The sequence below is a fragment of the Burkholderia sp. Ac-20344 genome (assembly GCF_017104975.1).
In the GTDB taxonomy this organism is placed as follows: Bacteria; Pseudomonadota; Gammaproteobacteria; order Burkholderiales; family Burkholderiaceae; genus Burkholderia.
Genome location: NZ_JAAGPP010000107.1, coordinates 1 through 16,618, shown reverse-complemented (window position 1 = coordinate 16,618; position 16,618 = coordinate 1). Strand labels below are relative to the sequence as shown.

Here is a 16,618-nt window from a genome sequence, read left to right as displayed (position 1 = left end):
CATGCGAAAGGTCGAAAGTCGCATCGAGACTACGGGAGCCGCACCGGCCCGTATTGAAGAAAACTGCCCTCGGCGGGCGGCCGCGCGGGCCGCCGTCAGTGCAAGGCGCGCGGCGCGTGTGCCGGCCGGGTATCGTGCATGTCGGCCGGGCGCAGCGGGCCGCCGGCGCAGGGTTGCGTCGATACCGAGAAGCCGAACGTGTTGATGCCGCCCGAGCAGGCGACGAATACGCTGCCGCCGTGCATCTCGGCGACGGCCTTGACGATCGACAGCCCGAGCCCGTGGTTCTCCTTGCTGTTCGCGCGGGCTTCCTCGAGGCGGTAGAAGCGCTCGAACACGTGCGAGCGCCGGGCGGGGTCGATCGGCTCGCCGGGGTTCGAGACGGACATGTCGACCAGCGTGTCGCGACGCACGATCGTCACGCTGACCGTCGCGCCGGGCGCCGAATGCTGGATCGCGTTGATCAGCAGGTTCGTCATCGCGCGGCGGAACAGCGACGGATCGACGGCCGCGCGCGCATCGCCGTGCAGCTCGGCGCGCAACTGCGCCTCGTCGAGCGGGATTTCGAGGAAGTCGAGCATGCGCCGCACCTCGTCGGCGAGCGACACGTCCTTCAGGTCGGTCGCGCGCTCGCCGCGGTCGCTGCGCGACAGGAACAGCATGTCGTTGATGATCACGCGCAGCCGCTCGAATTCCTCGAGGTTCGACTGCAGCGTCCGCTGCATCCGGTCGACCGTACGGTCGCGGCTGGTCAGCGCGACCTGGGTCTGGCCGATCAGGATGCTGATCGGCGTGCGCAACTCGTGCGCGACGTCCGCATTGAACGCCTCGAGCCGCGCGTAGGTCTGCTGGATGCGGTCGAGCGCGCCGTTGAACGAGGTGGCGAGGTCGCGCAGCTCGGCCGGCAGCGCGTCGGTCTGCAGCCGCTGGCGGCGGTTCGCGAGGCTGATGGCCGACGCGTCCTGCGACAGCCGGTCGAGCGGCGCGAGCCCGAAGCGGGCCACCGCGCGGCTCAGCAGCAGCGTGATGATCGTCGCGATCGCGATCAGCGCGGCGAGTGTCCAGCCGAAGCGGCGCAGCATCCGCTGCGTGCGCTCGCACGAGCTGGCGACGATCAGCCGCAGGGTCGGCCGCTCGCCGTTGCCGGCCACCGTGACGGTCTTCGTCATCACGTCGAAGGTGCTGTGGTTCAGCGCGTAGCGCTGGAAGGCGCCGAACGGCTCGCCGACGGGTACGCCGTCGACGGGCGTGCCGAAGCGGAAGTCCGGATTCGTGCTGTCGACCTGGTAGCGCGTCGAGCCGTCGGGCGGTTCGAGGTCGGCGAGTTTCTCCTGCATGAGTCGCCCGCGCTCGGACGTGAGCGCATGCGACACGATCATCTCGGCGACCTTGGTGCGCGTATCGAGCGTCGCGCGCAGCTCGGCGAACAGCTGGCGTTCCATCATCACGAACAGCCCGCAGCCCACCAGCGTGAACACGAGCAGCGACACGATGCCGAACATCGCCGACAGCCGCAGGACGATCGAGCGTTTCATGCGGGCCTCTCGGTGTCGCCGTCCTCGCGCGCCTCGAGCACGTAGCCCATGCCGCGGATCGTGTGCAGCAGCTTGTCCGTGAACGGGCCGTCGAGTTTGGCACGCAGGCGCTTGATCGCCGTTTCGACGACGTTCGCGTTGCTGTCGAAGTTCACGTCCCACACGAGTTCGGCGATGGTCGTCTTCGACAGCACCTCGCCGCTGCGCCGCGCGAGCACGCCGAGCAGCTGGAATTCCTGCGCGGTCAGATCGAGGCGCGTGCCGTCGCGGGTCGCGCGCCGGCCGATCAGGTCGACCCGCAGGTCGCCGATCGAGATCAGCGTCGATTCCTGCACGCGTGCGCGGCGCGTCAGCGCGCGCAGCCGTTCGATCAGCTCGAGAAACGAAAACGGCTTGGTCAGGTAGTCGTCGGCGCCGCCGCGCAGCCCGCGCACGCGGTCGTCGACGCGGTCGCGCGCGGTCAGCATGATGACGGGCGTCTGCTTCTGCGCACGCAGCGCGCGCAGCACGCCGAAGCCGTCCAGCTTCGGCAGCATCACGTCGAGCACGACCACGTCGTAGTCGAATTCGACGGCCTTCCACGCGCCGTCCTCGCCGTCGAGCGCGGTGTCGACGACCCAGCCTTCCTCGGTCAGGCCGCTCTTCAGGTATTCGACGACTTTCGGTTCGTCTTCGACGATCAGGACTTTCATATTCGAATCCGTTGTCCGGGTAATCCGGTTAAGGGCTTGGGGGCGCCGGTGCCGGGGCTGCCGTGGCGACCTCGGCCGGCGCGGGGCCGCCCGCGGCATGGCCGTCCCAGCCGCCGCCCAGCGCCTTCGCGAGAAACACGACGAGTGCTGCGCGCTGGCCCTGGATCTGCACGGCCTGCCGCTCGCTCGTCAGCAACTGCTGCTGGGCCGTCAGCACGTCGATGAACGGCGTCAGGCCGCCCGCGTAGCGATCCTGGGCAAGCGACACGAGCTTGCGCGCGTCGTCGACGGCCGCGGACGCCTGCTGCGCGGCCTCGGCGAGCACCGACAATCCCGTGACCGCATTCTGCACCTCCTGGAACGCGGTGAGGACGGTCTGCCGGTAGCTGGCCTGCGCGGCGACATAGCCGGCCTGCGCGAAATCGACACCGGCCTTCAGCCTGCCGCCTTCGAACAGCGGCTGGCTGAGCGACCCGCCGACCGACCACAGCAACGCCGGCACGGTGAACAGGCTCGCGAAGCGCGTGGCATCCCAGCCGATATCGGGCGACAGCATGATGCGCGGGAAATACGCGGCGCGCGCGACGCCGATCTGCGCATTCGCGGCGGCCATCGCGCGCTCGGCCGACGCAACGTCGGGGCGCCGCTGCAGCACGTCGCTCGGCAGGCCGGTCGGCAGCGCCGGCGCGTTGATCGGCACGACGCGCGGCGCGATCGAGAACGTGGGGGCCGGCGTGCCGACCAGCGTCGCGATCGCGGTTTCGACCTGCACGCGCTGCTGGAGCAGCAACTGCGCCTGCGTGCGCGTCGCGTCGAGCTGCGCGCGCTGCTGCAGCAGGTCGAGGCCCGACACCGCGCCGAGATCGTGGCGCGCGCTCACGTAATCGAGCGCCTTCTGCTGCAGGTCGATCGAGCGCTTGACGACGTCGATCTCGGTATCGAATTCGCGCAGCGCGAAATAGCTCGACGCGAGATTGGCGGTCAGCACCAGGCGCGCGTTCGCGAAATCGTCCCCGGCCTGCTCGGTGGTCGCCTGCGCGGATTCGACGCTGCGCCGCACGCGGCCGAACAGGTCGAGCTCGTAGCTGACGGCCGCGCCGACCTGGATGTCGTTCTGCACGGTCGACATGCTTTGCGTCGCGTAGTTGGTCTGCGGCCGGTCGGCGGAGATCTTGAAGCGCTGGCCGCTCGCGGTCAGGCCGACGGCCGGATACTGCGCCGAGGCGACCGACGCGAGCGTCGCCTTCGCCTGGTCGTAGCGCGCGGCGACGGCCTTCAGGTTCTGGTTGTTGCGCAGCGCGTCGGCTTCCAGCGCATCGAGCTGCGGATCGCCGAACGCGGTCCACCATGCCGGGTCGAGCGGCGCGCGCGCCGGCGCGGCCGGGTGCCAGTACGCATCGGCCGGATCGAGCCGCCACGCGGCCGGCGTGTCGACGTCGGGCCGCTTGTAATCGGGGCCGACCGTGCAGCCGGCGAGGGCGGTTGCAAGCGCAACGGCGGTGGCGGAGACGGCGGCGGGCCGCCGGCGGATGCGCATCGCGATCACGACTTCGCCTCCGCGGCGCCGGATGCCGGCTTCGCGGCCGGCGCCGCGACGATCACCGGGTCGCCGTTCGCGAGCGCGTCGCTCGGGTTCGTGACGAGGCGGTCGTTCGGCGTGAGCGGGCCGTCGACTTCGAGCGTCTGCCCGATCGTGCGCACGACCGTCACCTGTTTCAGGCGCACGTGGCCATTCGCGTCGACGGTCGCGACCGTCGGGCCTTCGGCGCGGAACAGCAGCGTATTGGCCGGCACCTGCAGGCGGCCGACCGGCGTCATCGGCAGCGTCGCCTGCACGTAGGCGCCGGGCAGCAGCCGGCCGTCCGGGTTCGGCAGCGTGATCTCGATCTGCAGCGAGCGCGTCGCGACGTCGATCGCCTCGGACGTGCGCGTGATCGTCCCGTCGAACGTCCGGCCCGGCAGCTCGGCCTGCGCGACGCTCACGTGCTGGCCGACCTTCACCTGCTGCGCATACGCCTGCGGCACCTGCACGTAGAGGCGCAGCCGGTCGGCCTGCACGACCGTGAACAGCGCGCGGCCCGCGTTACCGGAACTGACGAGATCGCCGACGTCGACGTTGCGCTGCGTGACGATCCCGTCGATCGGCGCGACGATCCGCTGGAAGCCTTTCAGCTCGGTGAGGCGGCGCATGTTCGCATCGGCCGCGGCGAGGTTCGCGGTGCCCTGGTTGAACGCACCTTGCCGGTCGTCGAGTTCCTGCTGCGACACGGCATCGCGCTGGCGCAGCTGCTGCGCGCGGTCGAACGACGTCTTCGCGAGCGCGAGTGCGGCTTGCGCCTGCTGGCGCTGCGCGGTGGCCTGCGCGAGTTCCTGGTTCAGCTCGGGCGTGTCGAGTTCGGCGAGCGTCTGCCCCTGCTTCACGTGCGCGCCGATGTCGGCCTGCCAGCGCAGCACGTAGCCGCTCGCGCGGGCGTAGATCGGTGCCTCGACGAAGCCGCGCAGCGTGCCGGGCAGCGTCAGCTTGCCGCCGATGGCCGCATCGACCGGATGCGCGACGGTCACGTACTGGCGCGTGTTCTGCTCGGCGACCGCGTCGAGCCGGTTCCGGTTCAGCACGTTGACGAAGACCGTGCGCGCGGCGCCGGCAGCCAGCAGCACGCCGATCACGACCAGGACGATTTTCCCGCGTCGCGACACCGACGTGCGCGTCGGCAGGTGCATGCCGTGTTCGTCCACCTGGATGCCGACGGAGCTGTGATGTTTCTCTTCCATGAATTCAACCAAATCAACCGGGTAGTGGAACGAAAGTCAGTGTCCGGCCTGGCGCGCGCGCCGGCGCGCCAGCCGCGCATGCACGCCGCCGAACACGAGCGGCACGAACAGCAGGGTCGACACGGTCGCGAACAGCAGCCCGCCGATTACCGCGCGGCCGAGCGGCGCGTTCTGCTCGGCGCCTTCGCCGAGACCGAGCGCCATCGGCACCATCCCGATGATCATCGCGAGCGCCGTCATCAGCACCGGCCGGATCCGCGTCGCGCCGGCCTCCAGCGCGGCCGTGAGCGGCGGCGCGCCGGCCGCGAGGCGCTGGCGCGCGAACGACACGACCAGGATGCTGTTCGCGGTCGCGACGCCCACCGTCATGATCGCGCCCGTCAGCGCGGGCACGCTCAGGTGCGTGCCGGTGATGAACAGCATCCAGACGATGCCGGCGAGCGCGGCCGGCATCGCGCTGATGATGATCAGCGGGTCGAGCCATGACTGGAAATTGACGACGATCAGCAGGTAGACGAGCACGATCGCCATCGCGACGCCCGCGCCGAGGCCGATGTACGACGTGCGCATCGTCTCGATCTGGCCGCGCATCGTCAGCTCGGTGCCGCGCGGCAGCGTCGCGCGCGCATCGGACACGATGCGGTCGATCTCGCCGGCGACCGCGCCGAGGTCGCGGCCTTCGACGCTCACGTACACGTCGATCGCCGGGCGGATGTTGTAGTGCGTGATCACGGCCGGGTTCGCGGTGCTGCGCACCTGCACGAGGTTGCCGAGCAGTTGCAGCGGCATGCCCGTGCGGCCGCTCGCCGAGATCGGCGTGCCGAGCAGGTCGTCGACCGACGAGATGCTGTATTGCGGGGTCTGGATCTGCAGCGGGTACTGGACGCCGGTGCGCGGGTTGATCCAGAACGACGGCGTGGTCTGAGAACTGCCGGACAGCGAGATCAGCATGTTCTGCGCGACGTTCTGCGCGGAGAGGTTGAGCTGCTGCATGCGCGTACGGTCCATGTCGGCCAGCAGGGTCGGCTCGTCGTTGCGTTGCAGTACGTGCACGTCGACGGCGCCGGGGATTTGCCTGAACTTTTTCATCAGGCTGCTCGCGATAGTCATGTTACTCGCGAGATCGTTGCCGAGCACCTGCACGTCGATCGCGGCCGGTTGGCCGAAGTTGACGATCTGCGTGATGATGTCCGACGGCTGGAAGAAGAACTCGGCGCCCGGGAAGCGCTCGGGCAGCAGCTTGCGCAGCACCTGCACGTAGTGCTGGGTCGTGCGATGGCCGGGCTTCAGCGCGATCAGCAGCTCGCCGTCGAGCGTGCCGATCGTGCCGGCATTGCTGTACGACAGGTTGATGCCGCTCACCGGCAAACCGAGGTTGTCGACGATCGCGCCGAGCTCGTCGGGCGGCACGGTTTCTCGGATCACGCGCTCGACCTGGTCGGCGAGGCGCGCGGTTTCCTCGATCCGGTAGCCGGTCGGTGCACGCATGTGCAGCCGGATGTTGCCGGAATCGGCATTCGGGAAGAAGTCGCGGCCGAGCACGAACACGAGGCCCGTCGACAGCACGCAGAAGCCGAGGAAGCACATCGCGTAGAAGCGGCGGCGCACGAGCAGGATGCTGAGCAGCACGATGTACCACGCGCGCAGCCGCTCGAACGCATCGTTGAACGCGTGATGGATGCGCGCGAAGCGCGACGTCGCATGATCGGGGCCGGTGCTCGCCTGCTGCGGGCGGAACAGCAGCATCGCGAGCGTCGGCACCAGCGTGCGCGACAGCACGTACGACGCGAGCATCGCGAACACGACGGCTTCCGCGAGCGGCACGAACAGGAAGCGCGCGACCCCCGTCAGGAAGAACATCGGCACGAACACGATGCAGATGCACAGCGTCGACACGAACGCGGGCACCGCGATCTCGCCCGCGCCTTCGAGGATCGCGTCGTGCAGGTTCGTACCGAATGACGACCCCCACGCTCCCTCCGGTCGCTGCCCCCCGAGGGGGCTGCTCGGCACGCTTGGGGCGGCCCGGCGCGTACCGAGATGAAGATGCCGCTCGATGTTCTCGATCGTCACGGTCGCATCGTCGACGAGAATCCCGACCGCGAGCGCGAGCCCGCCGAGCGTCATGATGTTGATGGTCTCGCCGAGCGCGGACAGCGCGATCAGCGACGTGAAGATCGACAGCGGAATCGAGATCGCGATGATCAGCGTGCTGCGCCAGTTGCCGAGGAACAGCAGGATCATCATCGCGGTCAGCACGGCGGCGATCAGCGCTTCGTGGATCACGCCCTGGACGGCCGCGTTGACGAACACCGACTGGTCGAACAGCGGCGTGATCGTGAGCCCTTCGGGCAGTGTCGGGGTCACCTTCGGCAGCAGCGCCTTCAGGTCCGACACGACCTTGAGCGTCGACGCATCGCCGCTTTTCAGGATCGAGATGAGCACGCCGCGCTGGCCGTTCTGCCGCACGACGTTGGTCTGCGGCGCGAAGCCGTCGCGCACCGAGGCCACTTCGCGCAGGTAGGTCGTCGCGCCGTTGACGGTCTGGACCGGCAGGTTGTTGATGTCGGCAACGGTGTCGGCCGACGCGTTCGTGTCGATCCGGTATTCGGTCTGGCCCATCTTCGCGGTGCCGGTCGGCAGCACGAGGTTCTGCGCGTTGACCGCGTTGACGATGTCGGCGGGCGTGAGCCCCTTCGCGAGCAGCGCCTGCGGATCGAGGTCGATCGCGACCACGCGCGTGCGGCCGCCGTACGGGAACGGGATCTGCACGCCCGGCACCGTGATCAGCTGCGGGCGCAGGAAGTTGAGCGCGATGTCGGCGAGCGACTGTTCGCTCAACGTCTTGCTCGACAGCCCGAGCTGGATCACCGGAATGCTCGACGCGGAATAGGTGATCACGAGCGGCGGCGTCGCGCCCTGCGGCATCTGCCGCACGATCGCCTGCGCGGACGAGACCGTCTGCGCGATCGCCGTCTGCACGTTCGCGCCCGGCTGCAGGAACACCTTCACGACCGCGATGCCGGGCAGCGACGTGGATTCGACGTGCTGGATGTTGTTGACGGTCGTCGTCAGGATGCGCTCATGCACGGACGTGATGCGGTTCGTCATCTCCGTCGCGGAGAAGCCGCTGTAATTCCAGATGACGCTGATCACGGGGATATTGATCGCGGGCAGCACGTCGACCGGCGTGCGCATCAGCGCAAGCGGGGTGGCCAGCACGATCATGATGGCCATGACGATGAACGTGTAGGGGCGCCTGAGCGCGAGATTGACGATCCACATGGAGGCAGCGGGACAGGCGGTGATCAGGCGTCGGTAACGGGAACCCGAATGATAGGCGTCGGCGTGGAACGGGTTACTGTCGCGAAACTGGCGGACTTGTCAGGTTGACGCGCGGCGGCCGGGTGCCGATTCAGCAGAGGAAAAGCAGGGCGGCGCGACGGCCGGAAAACGGCCGCGATGCCGGACGGGCAGGCTGCGCCGGCAGCGATTCCGTTCATGGGCTCGCGCTCAGATCTGCTCCATCCCGACGCGCGCGAGGGCACCGAGATCGACGACGTCGATCTGGTTGTACGCGAGCCGCAGCGCGCCGAGCTTCTCGAGCTGCTGCAGCGCCTGGTTGATTCGCTGCCGCGATACGCCGACGAGCATTCCCAGTTCCTCCTGCGAGATCGACAGCGACGGGCCGGTGTCCGGATACAGGTCGGGGTTGAAAAGCTGCACGAGCGCCTGCGCGACGCGTGCATCGACGTCCAGCAGCCGGCTGTTCTGGATCGACGCGATGAATTCGCCCATCCGGTTGTTCAACTGGTGGATCACGAAGCGCGTGAACGGCAGGCTCGTGTCGAGCAGCGCGTGGAACGTGTCGACCGGCACGAACAGCACGGTCGAGCGCTGGATCGCGACAACCTCGTACTTGCGCAACTCGCGCTTGATCACGCTGCCTTCGCCGAACCAGCCGCCCGACGGCACGCCGGAGAACGTGCAGCCGCGCCCCGACGCGTTGAAGATCGCGAGCTTCAGCAGCCCGCGGTGCACGCCGATCCAGTATTCGGACGGCGCGAGCCGATGGGCGATCACGTCGCCGGCCTCGCACTGCTCGACACGCGACTGCGCGAGCACGAGCGCCTGGTGCTCGGGCGCGAGCGTGCGGAACCACGCGCACTGGCCGAACAGCGTGGCCAGCGGCGGCAGCGGGCCCGGTTCGGAAAGGGCGTCGGGCGGTTGGGCGGGCGCGTCGGGCGGGGCAGCGAGTGGGTCGTGCATGGGTGCGGGTTTGCGAGGATAGGGATAACGCGCAGCGCGTGAAAGGCACTCTGTCGTTTCGATGACAGACGGCTCACAATAGCGCCCGTTAGGCTGTCGGCAATTGAACCACATCAAAACGATCCGGGGTGGAGGCGCCCCGGTCGACAGAACACGGGAGACAGGATCATGACGCAGATGTTCGAGGCCGGACTCGGCCGCCGCGACGCCAATTACGTGCCGCTCACCCCGCTCGATTTCCTGGTCAGGACGGCCGAAGTCTACGGCGAGCGCCTTGCCATCGTGCACGGCGACGTGCGGCGCACCTGGGGCGAGACCTACACGCGCGCGAAGCAGCTGGCGAGCGCGCTCGCGCGGCTCGGCGTCGAGCGTGGCGACACGGTCGCGGCGATGCTGCCGAACATCCCGGCGATGGTCGAGGCGCACTTCGGCGTGCCGATGGCCGGCGCCGTGCTCAACACGATCAACACGCGGCTCGACGTGGCGACGGTGTTGTTCATGCTGCGTCATGGCGAGGCGAAGGTGCTGATCGTCGACACCGAGTATGCGGAGTTCGCGCATCGCGCGGCGCTCGAGGTGCCGGGCCTGAAGATCGTCAGCGTGGCCGACGCGATGCCGGCCGATCCCGCGCGCTTCGCGGGTGCGACCGACTACGAGGCGCTCATTGCAAGCGGCGACGCCGGCTACGCATGGACGCCGCCCGCCGACGAATGGGACCCGATCGCGCTGAACTACACGTCCGGCACGACCGGCGACCCGAAGGGCGTCGTCTACCACCATCGCGGCGCGTATCTCGCGGCGATCAGCAACATCCTCGAATGGGACATGCCGAAGCATGCCGTCTACCTGTGGACGCTGCCGATGTTCCACTGCAACGGCTGGTGCTTCCCGTGGGCTGTCGCGGCGCGCGCGGGCGTGAACGTCTGCCTGCGCAAGTTCGATGCGAAGACCGTGTTCGACCTGATCCGCCGCGAACGCATCACGCATTACTGCGGCGCGCCGATCGTGCAGAGCGCGATTGCGAACGCGCCGGCCGAATTCCGCGAAGGCATCGACCACACGGTGCACGCGATGGTCGCGGGCGCGGCGCCCGCGCCGGCCGTGATCGCGAAGATGAAGGAGATCGGCTTCGACCTGCTGCACGTGTACGGGCTGACCGAAGTCTACGGCCCGGCGACCGTGTGCGCGAAACAGTCGCACTGGGAGGCTCTGCCCGACGAGGACCGCGCGCGGCTCAATGCGCGCCAGGGCGTGCGCTACCACCTCGAAGCCGGCGCGACGGTGCTCGATCCCGACACGATGGCGCCGGTGCCGGCCGACGGCGAGACGCTCGGCGAGATCATGTTCCGCGGCAACATCTGCATGAAGGGCTACCTGAAGAACCCGAAGGCGACCGACGAGGCGTTCCACGGCGGCTGGTTCCATACCGGGGACCTCGCGGTGCTGATGCCGGACGGCTATATCCGGATCAAGGATCGCAAGAAGGACATCATCATCTCGGGCGGCGAGAACATCTCGAGCATCGAGGTCGAGGATGCGCTGTACCGGCATCCGGCGGTGGCGGTCGCGGCCGTCGTCGCGATGCCCGACCCGAAATGGGGCGAGGTGCCGTGCGCGTTCGTCGAGCTGCGCGAAGGCGCGAGCGCGACCGAGGCGGAGATCGTCGCGCATTGCAAGCAGCTGCTCGCGGGCTTCAAGGTGCCGAAGGCCGTGCGGTTCGGCGAACTGCCGAAGACGTCGACCGGCAAGATCCAGAAGTTTCAGCTGCGCAATGCGGTTGGATCGGACAAGGCGATCGATCTGGCGGGCGACGACAAGAAGTAGGCGATGCGCCGGCGGTAGCCGGCCATCCGTTGTCCGTCACGCATCCCGTTCGAGCCGGAATACGCTGACCGCGTCCGCGAGGTGCGCGGCCTGGTCGCGCAGCGCGACGGCCGCGCGTTCGGCATCCGAGATCAGCGACGCGTTCTGCTGCGTCGCGTCGCCGATCTGCGTGACGGCCAGGTTCACCTGCTCGATGCCGGTCGATTGTTCGCGCGACGCGGCGCTGATCTCGCCGATCAGCGTGCTGACCTGGTCGACCCGCGCGACGATGTCGCGCATCGTGCCGCGCGCGGCGTCCGCGATCCGGTAACCCTGTTCGACGGTCGTCGACGATTCGGCGCTCAGCGCATCGATCTCCTTGACCGCGGCCGCGCTGCGCTGCGCGAGCGCGCGCACCTCGGCCGCGACCACCGCGAAGCCCTTGCCGTGTTCGCCCGCGCGCGCGGCCTCGACGGCCGCGTTCAGCGCCAGGATGTTGGTCTGGAACGCGATGCCTTCGATCGCACCCGTGATCTCGGCGATCCGGCGCGTCGCGCGGCCGATGTCGTCCATCGTCGCGACCACGCGCTGCACCGCGGCGTCGCCGTTCGTCGCGGCGGCCGACGCGTCGGCGACCAGCGCATTGGCCTGCGCCGCGTGCTCGGCACTCTGCTGCACGGCGGCGGTGATCTGTTCCATGCTGGCGGCCGTCTGTTCGACGCTGCTCGCCTGCGTCGCGATCCGCGCGGCGATGTTGCCGCTGCCGGCCGCAATGTCGACCGTGCCGCGCGCGATGTCGGCGGCGCTGTTGCGCACCTGCGCGACGATCCGCGCGAGGCCGTCGCCGATCCCGTCGACCGCCTGCACGAGCCGGCCGATCTCGTCGTTGCCGGCCTTGCCGTGGGTGGCCGCGCCATCGCGGATGCGCACGCTGAGATCGCCCGCCGCATAGCGCTCGGAAGCCCGTGCCGCTGCATCGAGCGGCCGGCTCACGACGCGGCGTACCACGATGACGAACAGCGTCGCGAACGCCGCGACGAGCACCGCGCCGATCATCAGGAAGCGGTTGCGGGTGGCGCGCATGGTGGCGAGCAGTTCGTCGTCGAGCGCGATGCCGCCGACGAGCCATTGCCATTGCGGAATCGTCGTGAACGACACGAATTTGGCGGTCGGCCCGCCGTCGTGCGCGGCCGGATCGGTCGACGTGTACGCGAGCCGGCCCTGGCCGGCCGCGAGCATCTGCGCGTACGGCGCACGCGTGTCGTCGGCCGGCTGGCCGGCTGCATCCGGATGCACGACGAAGGTGCCGCGCGACGGGCCCTGCGAGGCATCGAGCACGAAGTAGTAGCCGTTCTCGCCGATCTTCAGCGAGCGGATGCCGTCTTCGACAAGTTTGAGCTCGGCGCCGATGTCGAGGCCGACGAACAGCGCGCCGATCACGCGGCCGGTTGCATCGGTCACAGGCTTGTACTGCGTGATGTACGGCCGGCCGAACAGCTTCGCGAGGCCCGTGTAGCTGCGGCCGGCGACGAGCGGCGCGTAGGCGGGGCCCGCGCGGTCGAGCTTCGTGCCGACGGCGCGCGCGCCGTCCTGCTTCTTCAGCGACGTCGTGATGCGCACGAAGTCGTCGCCGTCGCGTGCAAAGATCGTCGCGATCGCGCCGCTTTTCTGCAGGAACTGGTCGGGAATCGAATAGTCGAGATCGAGCGGCTGGCCGCCCGCGTAGAGGGTCGGCGCGGCGATGCCGCCGATGTCGACGGTGCGCGCCGGGTCGAGCGAGAAATCGGCTGGCAGGAAGCTTGCGAACAGCGACATCGAGCGGTTCGCTTCGGCCGACAGCGCCTTGTCGAACAGGTCGACCATCGCGCGGATCGACTGCTCCTTGTCGACGATCCGCATGTGTGCTTCTTCGGCGAGCTGCCGGCCGGCGAAGTGGGCGAGCGTCCAGGCGAAGACGGTAAACAGCAGGGCGACGAGCGTGCACGCCAGCGCGGCAAGACGCGCGCCGACGCTCACCCGGCCCAATTGGGTCAATCTCATGCAACATCCTGCGTGGGGAGGGAGAGGGGGCGGAACGCACGCGTCACCGCTAGTCGTCCGGTTACTACGGCAACTTCGGCGAATTCTTTAGCGGTGCGTCGTCGATGGCGGCGCCGGCAGGCGCGGCTGCCGCGCGGGTGCGAGGCGAGAAAGCGGGTTTCAGTGCGTCACGAGCCACGCGACGGCCAGATAACGACCCACCTTCGCGATCGTCACGATGACCAGAAAGGTCGGCAGCGGCTCCCGCAGCACGCCGGCGATCATCGTCAGCGGATCGCCGATCACGGGCGCCCAGCTCAGCAGCAGCGACCAGCGGCCGTAGCGTGCATACCAGCGCTCGGCGCGCGCGAGCGCCGCCGGCTTGACGGGAAACCAGCGGCGTTCGCGGAAGTGCTCGATGCCGCGCCCGAGCGCCCAGTTGATCGCCGAGCCGGCGACGTTGCCGATGCTCGCGACGAGCACCAGCGCCCACACGGGTTCGCGCCCGGCGAGCAGCAGGCCGGCGAGCACGGCTTCGGACTGGAGCGGGAACAGGGTCGCGGCGACCATCGACACGGCGAACAGGCCGCCGTAAGTGAGCAATTCGGACATCGCGCGATTGTACCGGGCACGCGCCGGCCGCCCGGCCGTTCAGCTCCAGCCGACCATGATCGCGCCCATCCCGACGAGCAATCCGCCCGTCACGCGGTTCATCGCGCGCATCCGCGCGGGCCGCTGCAACGCGCGGCTCAGCCGGTGCGAGAACAGCGCCATCGACGCGACACCGCCCGCGAACAGCACCGCGAACGTCGCCGCGAGCAGCAGGAACTGCTGGTTCAGGCTCCAGTCGGCGCTCGGGATGATGAACTGCGGAAAGAACGACGGGAAGAACAGCAGCGTCTTCGGATTCAGGCCCGAGGTCGCGACGCCGCGCCAGAACAGCGCGCGGTGCGAGTCGGTTTCCTGCGGTGCTGCGCCGGCCGGCCCGGTCGAGGCGGCAGGCGCGCCGGCCGGCGCACGGCTGAGCCATTGCTTGCAGCCGAGCCAGACGAGGTAGGCCGCGCCGGCCCAGCGCAGCACGGTCAGCGCACGCTCGTCGAGATGCACGAGGGAGTTCAGGCACAGCGCGGTCAGCGCGAGTTGCAGCAGCACGGCGAGCGTGCCGCCCCAGACGCACGGCAGCGCGCGGCGCCAGCCGGCGCGCAGTGCCTGGTTCATCGTGAGGAGGTTGACGGGGCCGGGGGCGTAGACGAGAACGGCAGAAGCAGCGAGAAACGAGAGGTAAAGCCTGAACGACATGACAGGTAGGGCAGGAACAGGAACACGGGCGCCGAAGCCGCGCGGCCGGATAGGCGCGCGGGCGGCGGGGAATCGCATGCCTGCTGGCCGGCACCGCAACTCGTGATTGCGGCCGTGCGTCCCGGTGCGAAGGGGTTGTCGCGGGGAGCGTGCCGGACAGCAGGCATGGGGAAAATATATCAAGGGGCCGGATTAAAAGGCTTCCGCTTTTCCACACAAACTGGCACAAATCCGGGATATCGTTCAGATAGAATCCCCATTTTCAGTAGAAGATTCTTCCTGCCATGGCCACACGTGAACGCTCGCCGAAAACACTCGACAGTCAGGACCGCAAGATCCTCGGTGCACTGCAGAAAAATGCGCGTCTGTCGAACGCCGAACTGGCCGAACAGATCGGCATGTCGACCACCGCGTGCTGGAACCGCACGCGGCAACTGGAGGTGGACGGCTACATCGACGGTTACGTCGCGCTCGTCAACCAGCGGAAGCTGGGCTACGCGGACATCGTGATCCTCGAAGTCACGCTCGATCGTCACGAGGACGACGCGCTCGCCCGCTTCGGCGAGGAACTCGCCGCCCTGCCAGAGGTGCTCGAGGCCTATCTCGTGTCGGGCGAGTACGACTACTGGATCAAGGTCGCGGTGGACGGCACGGCAGGCTACGAGCGTTTCCTGCGCGAAAAGCTGTACAAGATTTCGAGCATCCGTCACAGCCGCTCGATGTTCGCGCTGCGCTGCATGAAGGATGTGCCGTCGATTCAGGTGTGAGGGGCTTGCGGCCGTCGTTGAAACGACGGCGCATGTCGTTGCGCGTTTGCGCGGCGAAAGCCGGGAATCGGGTGGGGGACAAGGCCTAGGTGCGGTCCCGCACCTAGGCCTGCGAAACGGATGAATCTTCCGTCTGCGATGATCCTGCGTGCCGGCACGCTGGTCAGACAAAAATCACGCCGATGCCGATCAGCGCCGGCATCGGCTTCAAAGCGACTTCAAACTGCTCCCGACGCAGGGAGCGCATTCAACCGGCGCAACTCAGGCCTGTTTCCACGTGACTTGCCTTGTAAAGCGTTGCCCGCCGCCGCGGCCACATGGCGCGCGTCCGGGCAAGCGGATCAGGCCGGGCGTCGTGCGGCCGGCCGTTCCGCTCAGCGCGGCAGGCGTGCGTGTGCTTCAGCGATGACTTCGCAGTTCTCGAGGTGGAGTGCCCACGCTTCTGCAAGCAGCTCGCCCACACGTGCGAGCCAGCCAGCGGATTCGGTGGAACGGTCGGAGACATTAGACGTTTGCATGACGAAGCCCCATAGAGGTGGCGAGTTAGGGATAACCCTAATCATAGCGAAACACCTCCGCTTTGTGAAATGCGATTTCGTTATATGAGAATTACTGACAATTTGTGTTGCTGCTTCGCAACATGAATATCGGATGGCTTTGTCTCTGGCGCGCAGGCGTGACGAGGCCGTGCGTGCACGGGCTCGCATGGGAGAAGAGAGGGGTTCGAGCGATGAGGAGGATGGCGGAATCGGGCGGCGGCTTACCGGTCGATCCACCCGAACCGCCACGACAGCCGCCGCGTCGCGGCGAGCAATGCTTGAGCAAGGTCGCTGTCCGGCTCGCGCGGGAAACCGCGCGACGAACCAATGATCGCGATCACGAGCCGGATACTGCCGGTGTGATCGAACACGGGTGCGGCGACCGTTCCGATGCCGGGCACCGGCGCGTCGAACGCGAAATCGAGTTCGCCGGCGCGGATCGTCGCGAGCCGCGCGCGGAAGGCGTCGTCGGCCGGCGCGGCGGCGCTGCCCGCGAGGCGCACGGGCTCGTCCGTCAGCAGGTCGGCCAGCACGTCGTCGGACATGCCGGCCGCGAAGATCCGGCCGATCGCCGTGTTGACGAGCGACATCACCGTGCCGACCTGCAGGCTCACGTGCTGCGGCCGCGCCGATTCCTCGAGGCGGATCACGGTCGGGCCGAGCGGCCCGAGGGTCGCGGCCGCCACGCTCATGTCGGTCGCGGCGGCCAGTGCGACGATCTCGGCCTCCGCGTCGCGCGTCGGCGACACGCGCTGCATCGCGATCAGGCCGAGCGCCTGCCCGAGCGGGCCGCCGCCGAAGCAGCCCGCGTCGTCCCGGCTCAGCAGGCCGATCTTCTGCAGGCTGACGAGATGCGGAAAGGCCTTCGCGGCCGGCATGCCGGCCGCCGCCGCGAGATCGCGCAGCGGCAGCGCACGACCCGA

General features: G+C 68.5%; 13 protein-coding genes. 2 read left to right on the top strand and 11 right to left on the bottom strand.

Annotation, left to right across the window (positions count from 1 at the left end; genetic code table 11):
* Positions 1 to 95: 95 nt before the first annotated feature.
* The 6 genes from G3N64_RS27560 to G3N64_RS27535 all read right to left on the bottom strand — a co-directional run bounded on the left by G3N64_RS27560 (position 96) and on the right by G3N64_RS27535 (position 9,268).
* Entirely contained in the window at positions 96 to 1,535 is a 1,440-nt protein-coding gene (locus G3N64_RS27560; protein ID WP_205786742.1) for a heavy metal sensor histidine kinase, read from the bottom strand.
* On the bottom strand, positions 1,532 to 2,227 hold the full coding sequence (locus G3N64_RS27555; protein ID WP_011355331.1) for a heavy metal response regulator transcription factor: 696 nt from the start codon (positions 2,225 to 2,227) through the stop codon (positions 1,532 to 1,534). Before G3N64_RS27555 ends, G3N64_RS27560 begins: the two co-directional genes overlap by 4 nt.
* A 28-nt stretch (positions 2,228 to 2,255) precedes the next feature.
* Positions 2,256 to 3,764, bottom strand: a complete 1,509-nt coding sequence (locus G3N64_RS27550; protein ID WP_205786771.1) for an efflux transporter outer membrane subunit — start codon at positions 3,762 to 3,764, stop codon at positions 2,256 to 2,258.
* 5 nt (positions 3,765 to 3,769) lie between these two features.
* Complete coding sequence (locus G3N64_RS27545; RefSeq protein ID WP_205786741.1) at positions 3,770 to 4,999, bottom strand: efflux RND transporter periplasmic adaptor subunit; 1,230 nt, start codon at positions 4,997 to 4,999, stop codon at positions 3,770 to 3,772.
* A 36-nt stretch (positions 5,000 to 5,035) separates the two neighbouring features.
* Positions 5,036 to 8,284: an efflux RND transporter permease subunit gene (locus tag G3N64_RS27540; RefSeq protein ID WP_205786738.1), complete on the bottom strand. Its 3,249-nt coding sequence runs from the start codon at positions 8,282 to 8,284 to the stop codon at positions 5,036 to 5,038.
* A 228-nt stretch (positions 8,285 to 8,512) separates the two neighbouring features.
* On the bottom strand, positions 8,513 to 9,268 hold the full coding sequence (locus G3N64_RS27535) for a Crp/Fnr family transcriptional regulator (RefSeq protein ID WP_205786736.1): 756 nt from the start codon (positions 9,266 to 9,268) through the stop codon (positions 8,513 to 8,515).
* Between the two features lie 168 nt (positions 9,269 to 9,436).
* On the opposite strand from G3N64_RS27535, the gene G3N64_RS27530 reads away from it, so the two are divergent.
* A complete protein-coding gene (locus tag G3N64_RS27530; RefSeq protein ID WP_205786734.1) occupies positions 9,437 to 11,092 on the top strand; it encodes an acyl-CoA synthetase in 1,656 nt (551 codons plus the stop codon).
* 36 nt (positions 11,093 to 11,128) lie between these two features.
* Here G3N64_RS27530 and G3N64_RS27525 read toward each other — a convergent pair whose 3' ends face one another.
* From G3N64_RS27525 to G3N64_RS27515, 3 genes are all read right to left on the bottom strand, one after another.
* Entirely contained in the window at positions 11,129 to 13,111 is a 1,983-nt protein-coding gene (locus G3N64_RS27525; RefSeq protein ID WP_205786732.1) for a methyl-accepting chemotaxis protein, read from the bottom strand.
* Positions 13,112 to 13,270: 159 nt separating this feature from the next.
* Entirely contained in the window at positions 13,271 to 13,702 is a 432-nt protein-coding gene (locus G3N64_RS27520) for a YqaA family protein (RefSeq protein ID WP_205786730.1), read from the bottom strand.
* 39 nt (positions 13,703 to 13,741) lie between these two features.
* A complete protein-coding gene (locus G3N64_RS27515) occupies positions 13,742 to 14,389 on the bottom strand; it encodes a LysE family translocator (protein ID WP_205786728.1) in 648 nt (215 codons plus the stop codon).
* A 284-nt stretch (positions 14,390 to 14,673) separates the two neighbouring features.
* Between G3N64_RS27515 and G3N64_RS27510 the strand changes: the two genes are divergently transcribed.
* Positions 14,674 to 15,156, top strand: a complete 483-nt coding sequence (locus tag G3N64_RS27510) for an Lrp/AsnC family transcriptional regulator (RefSeq protein ID WP_021159229.1) — start codon at positions 14,674 to 14,676, stop codon at positions 15,154 to 15,156.
* A gap of 374 nt (positions 15,157 to 15,530) precedes the next feature.
* Here G3N64_RS27510 and G3N64_RS27505 read toward each other — a convergent pair whose 3' ends face one another.
* Together G3N64_RS27505 and G3N64_RS27500 are read right to left on the bottom strand one after the other, a co-directional pair.
* On the bottom strand, positions 15,531 to 15,674 hold the full coding sequence (locus tag G3N64_RS27505; RefSeq protein WP_241021241.1) for a hypothetical protein: 144 nt from the start codon (positions 15,672 to 15,674) through the stop codon (positions 15,531 to 15,533).
* Between the two features lie 242 nt (positions 15,675 to 15,916).
* Positions 15,917 to 16,618 (bottom strand): IclR family transcriptional regulator C-terminal domain-containing protein (locus G3N64_RS27500; protein ID WP_205786726.1); only part of this gene is annotated, 702 nt, incomplete at its 5' end.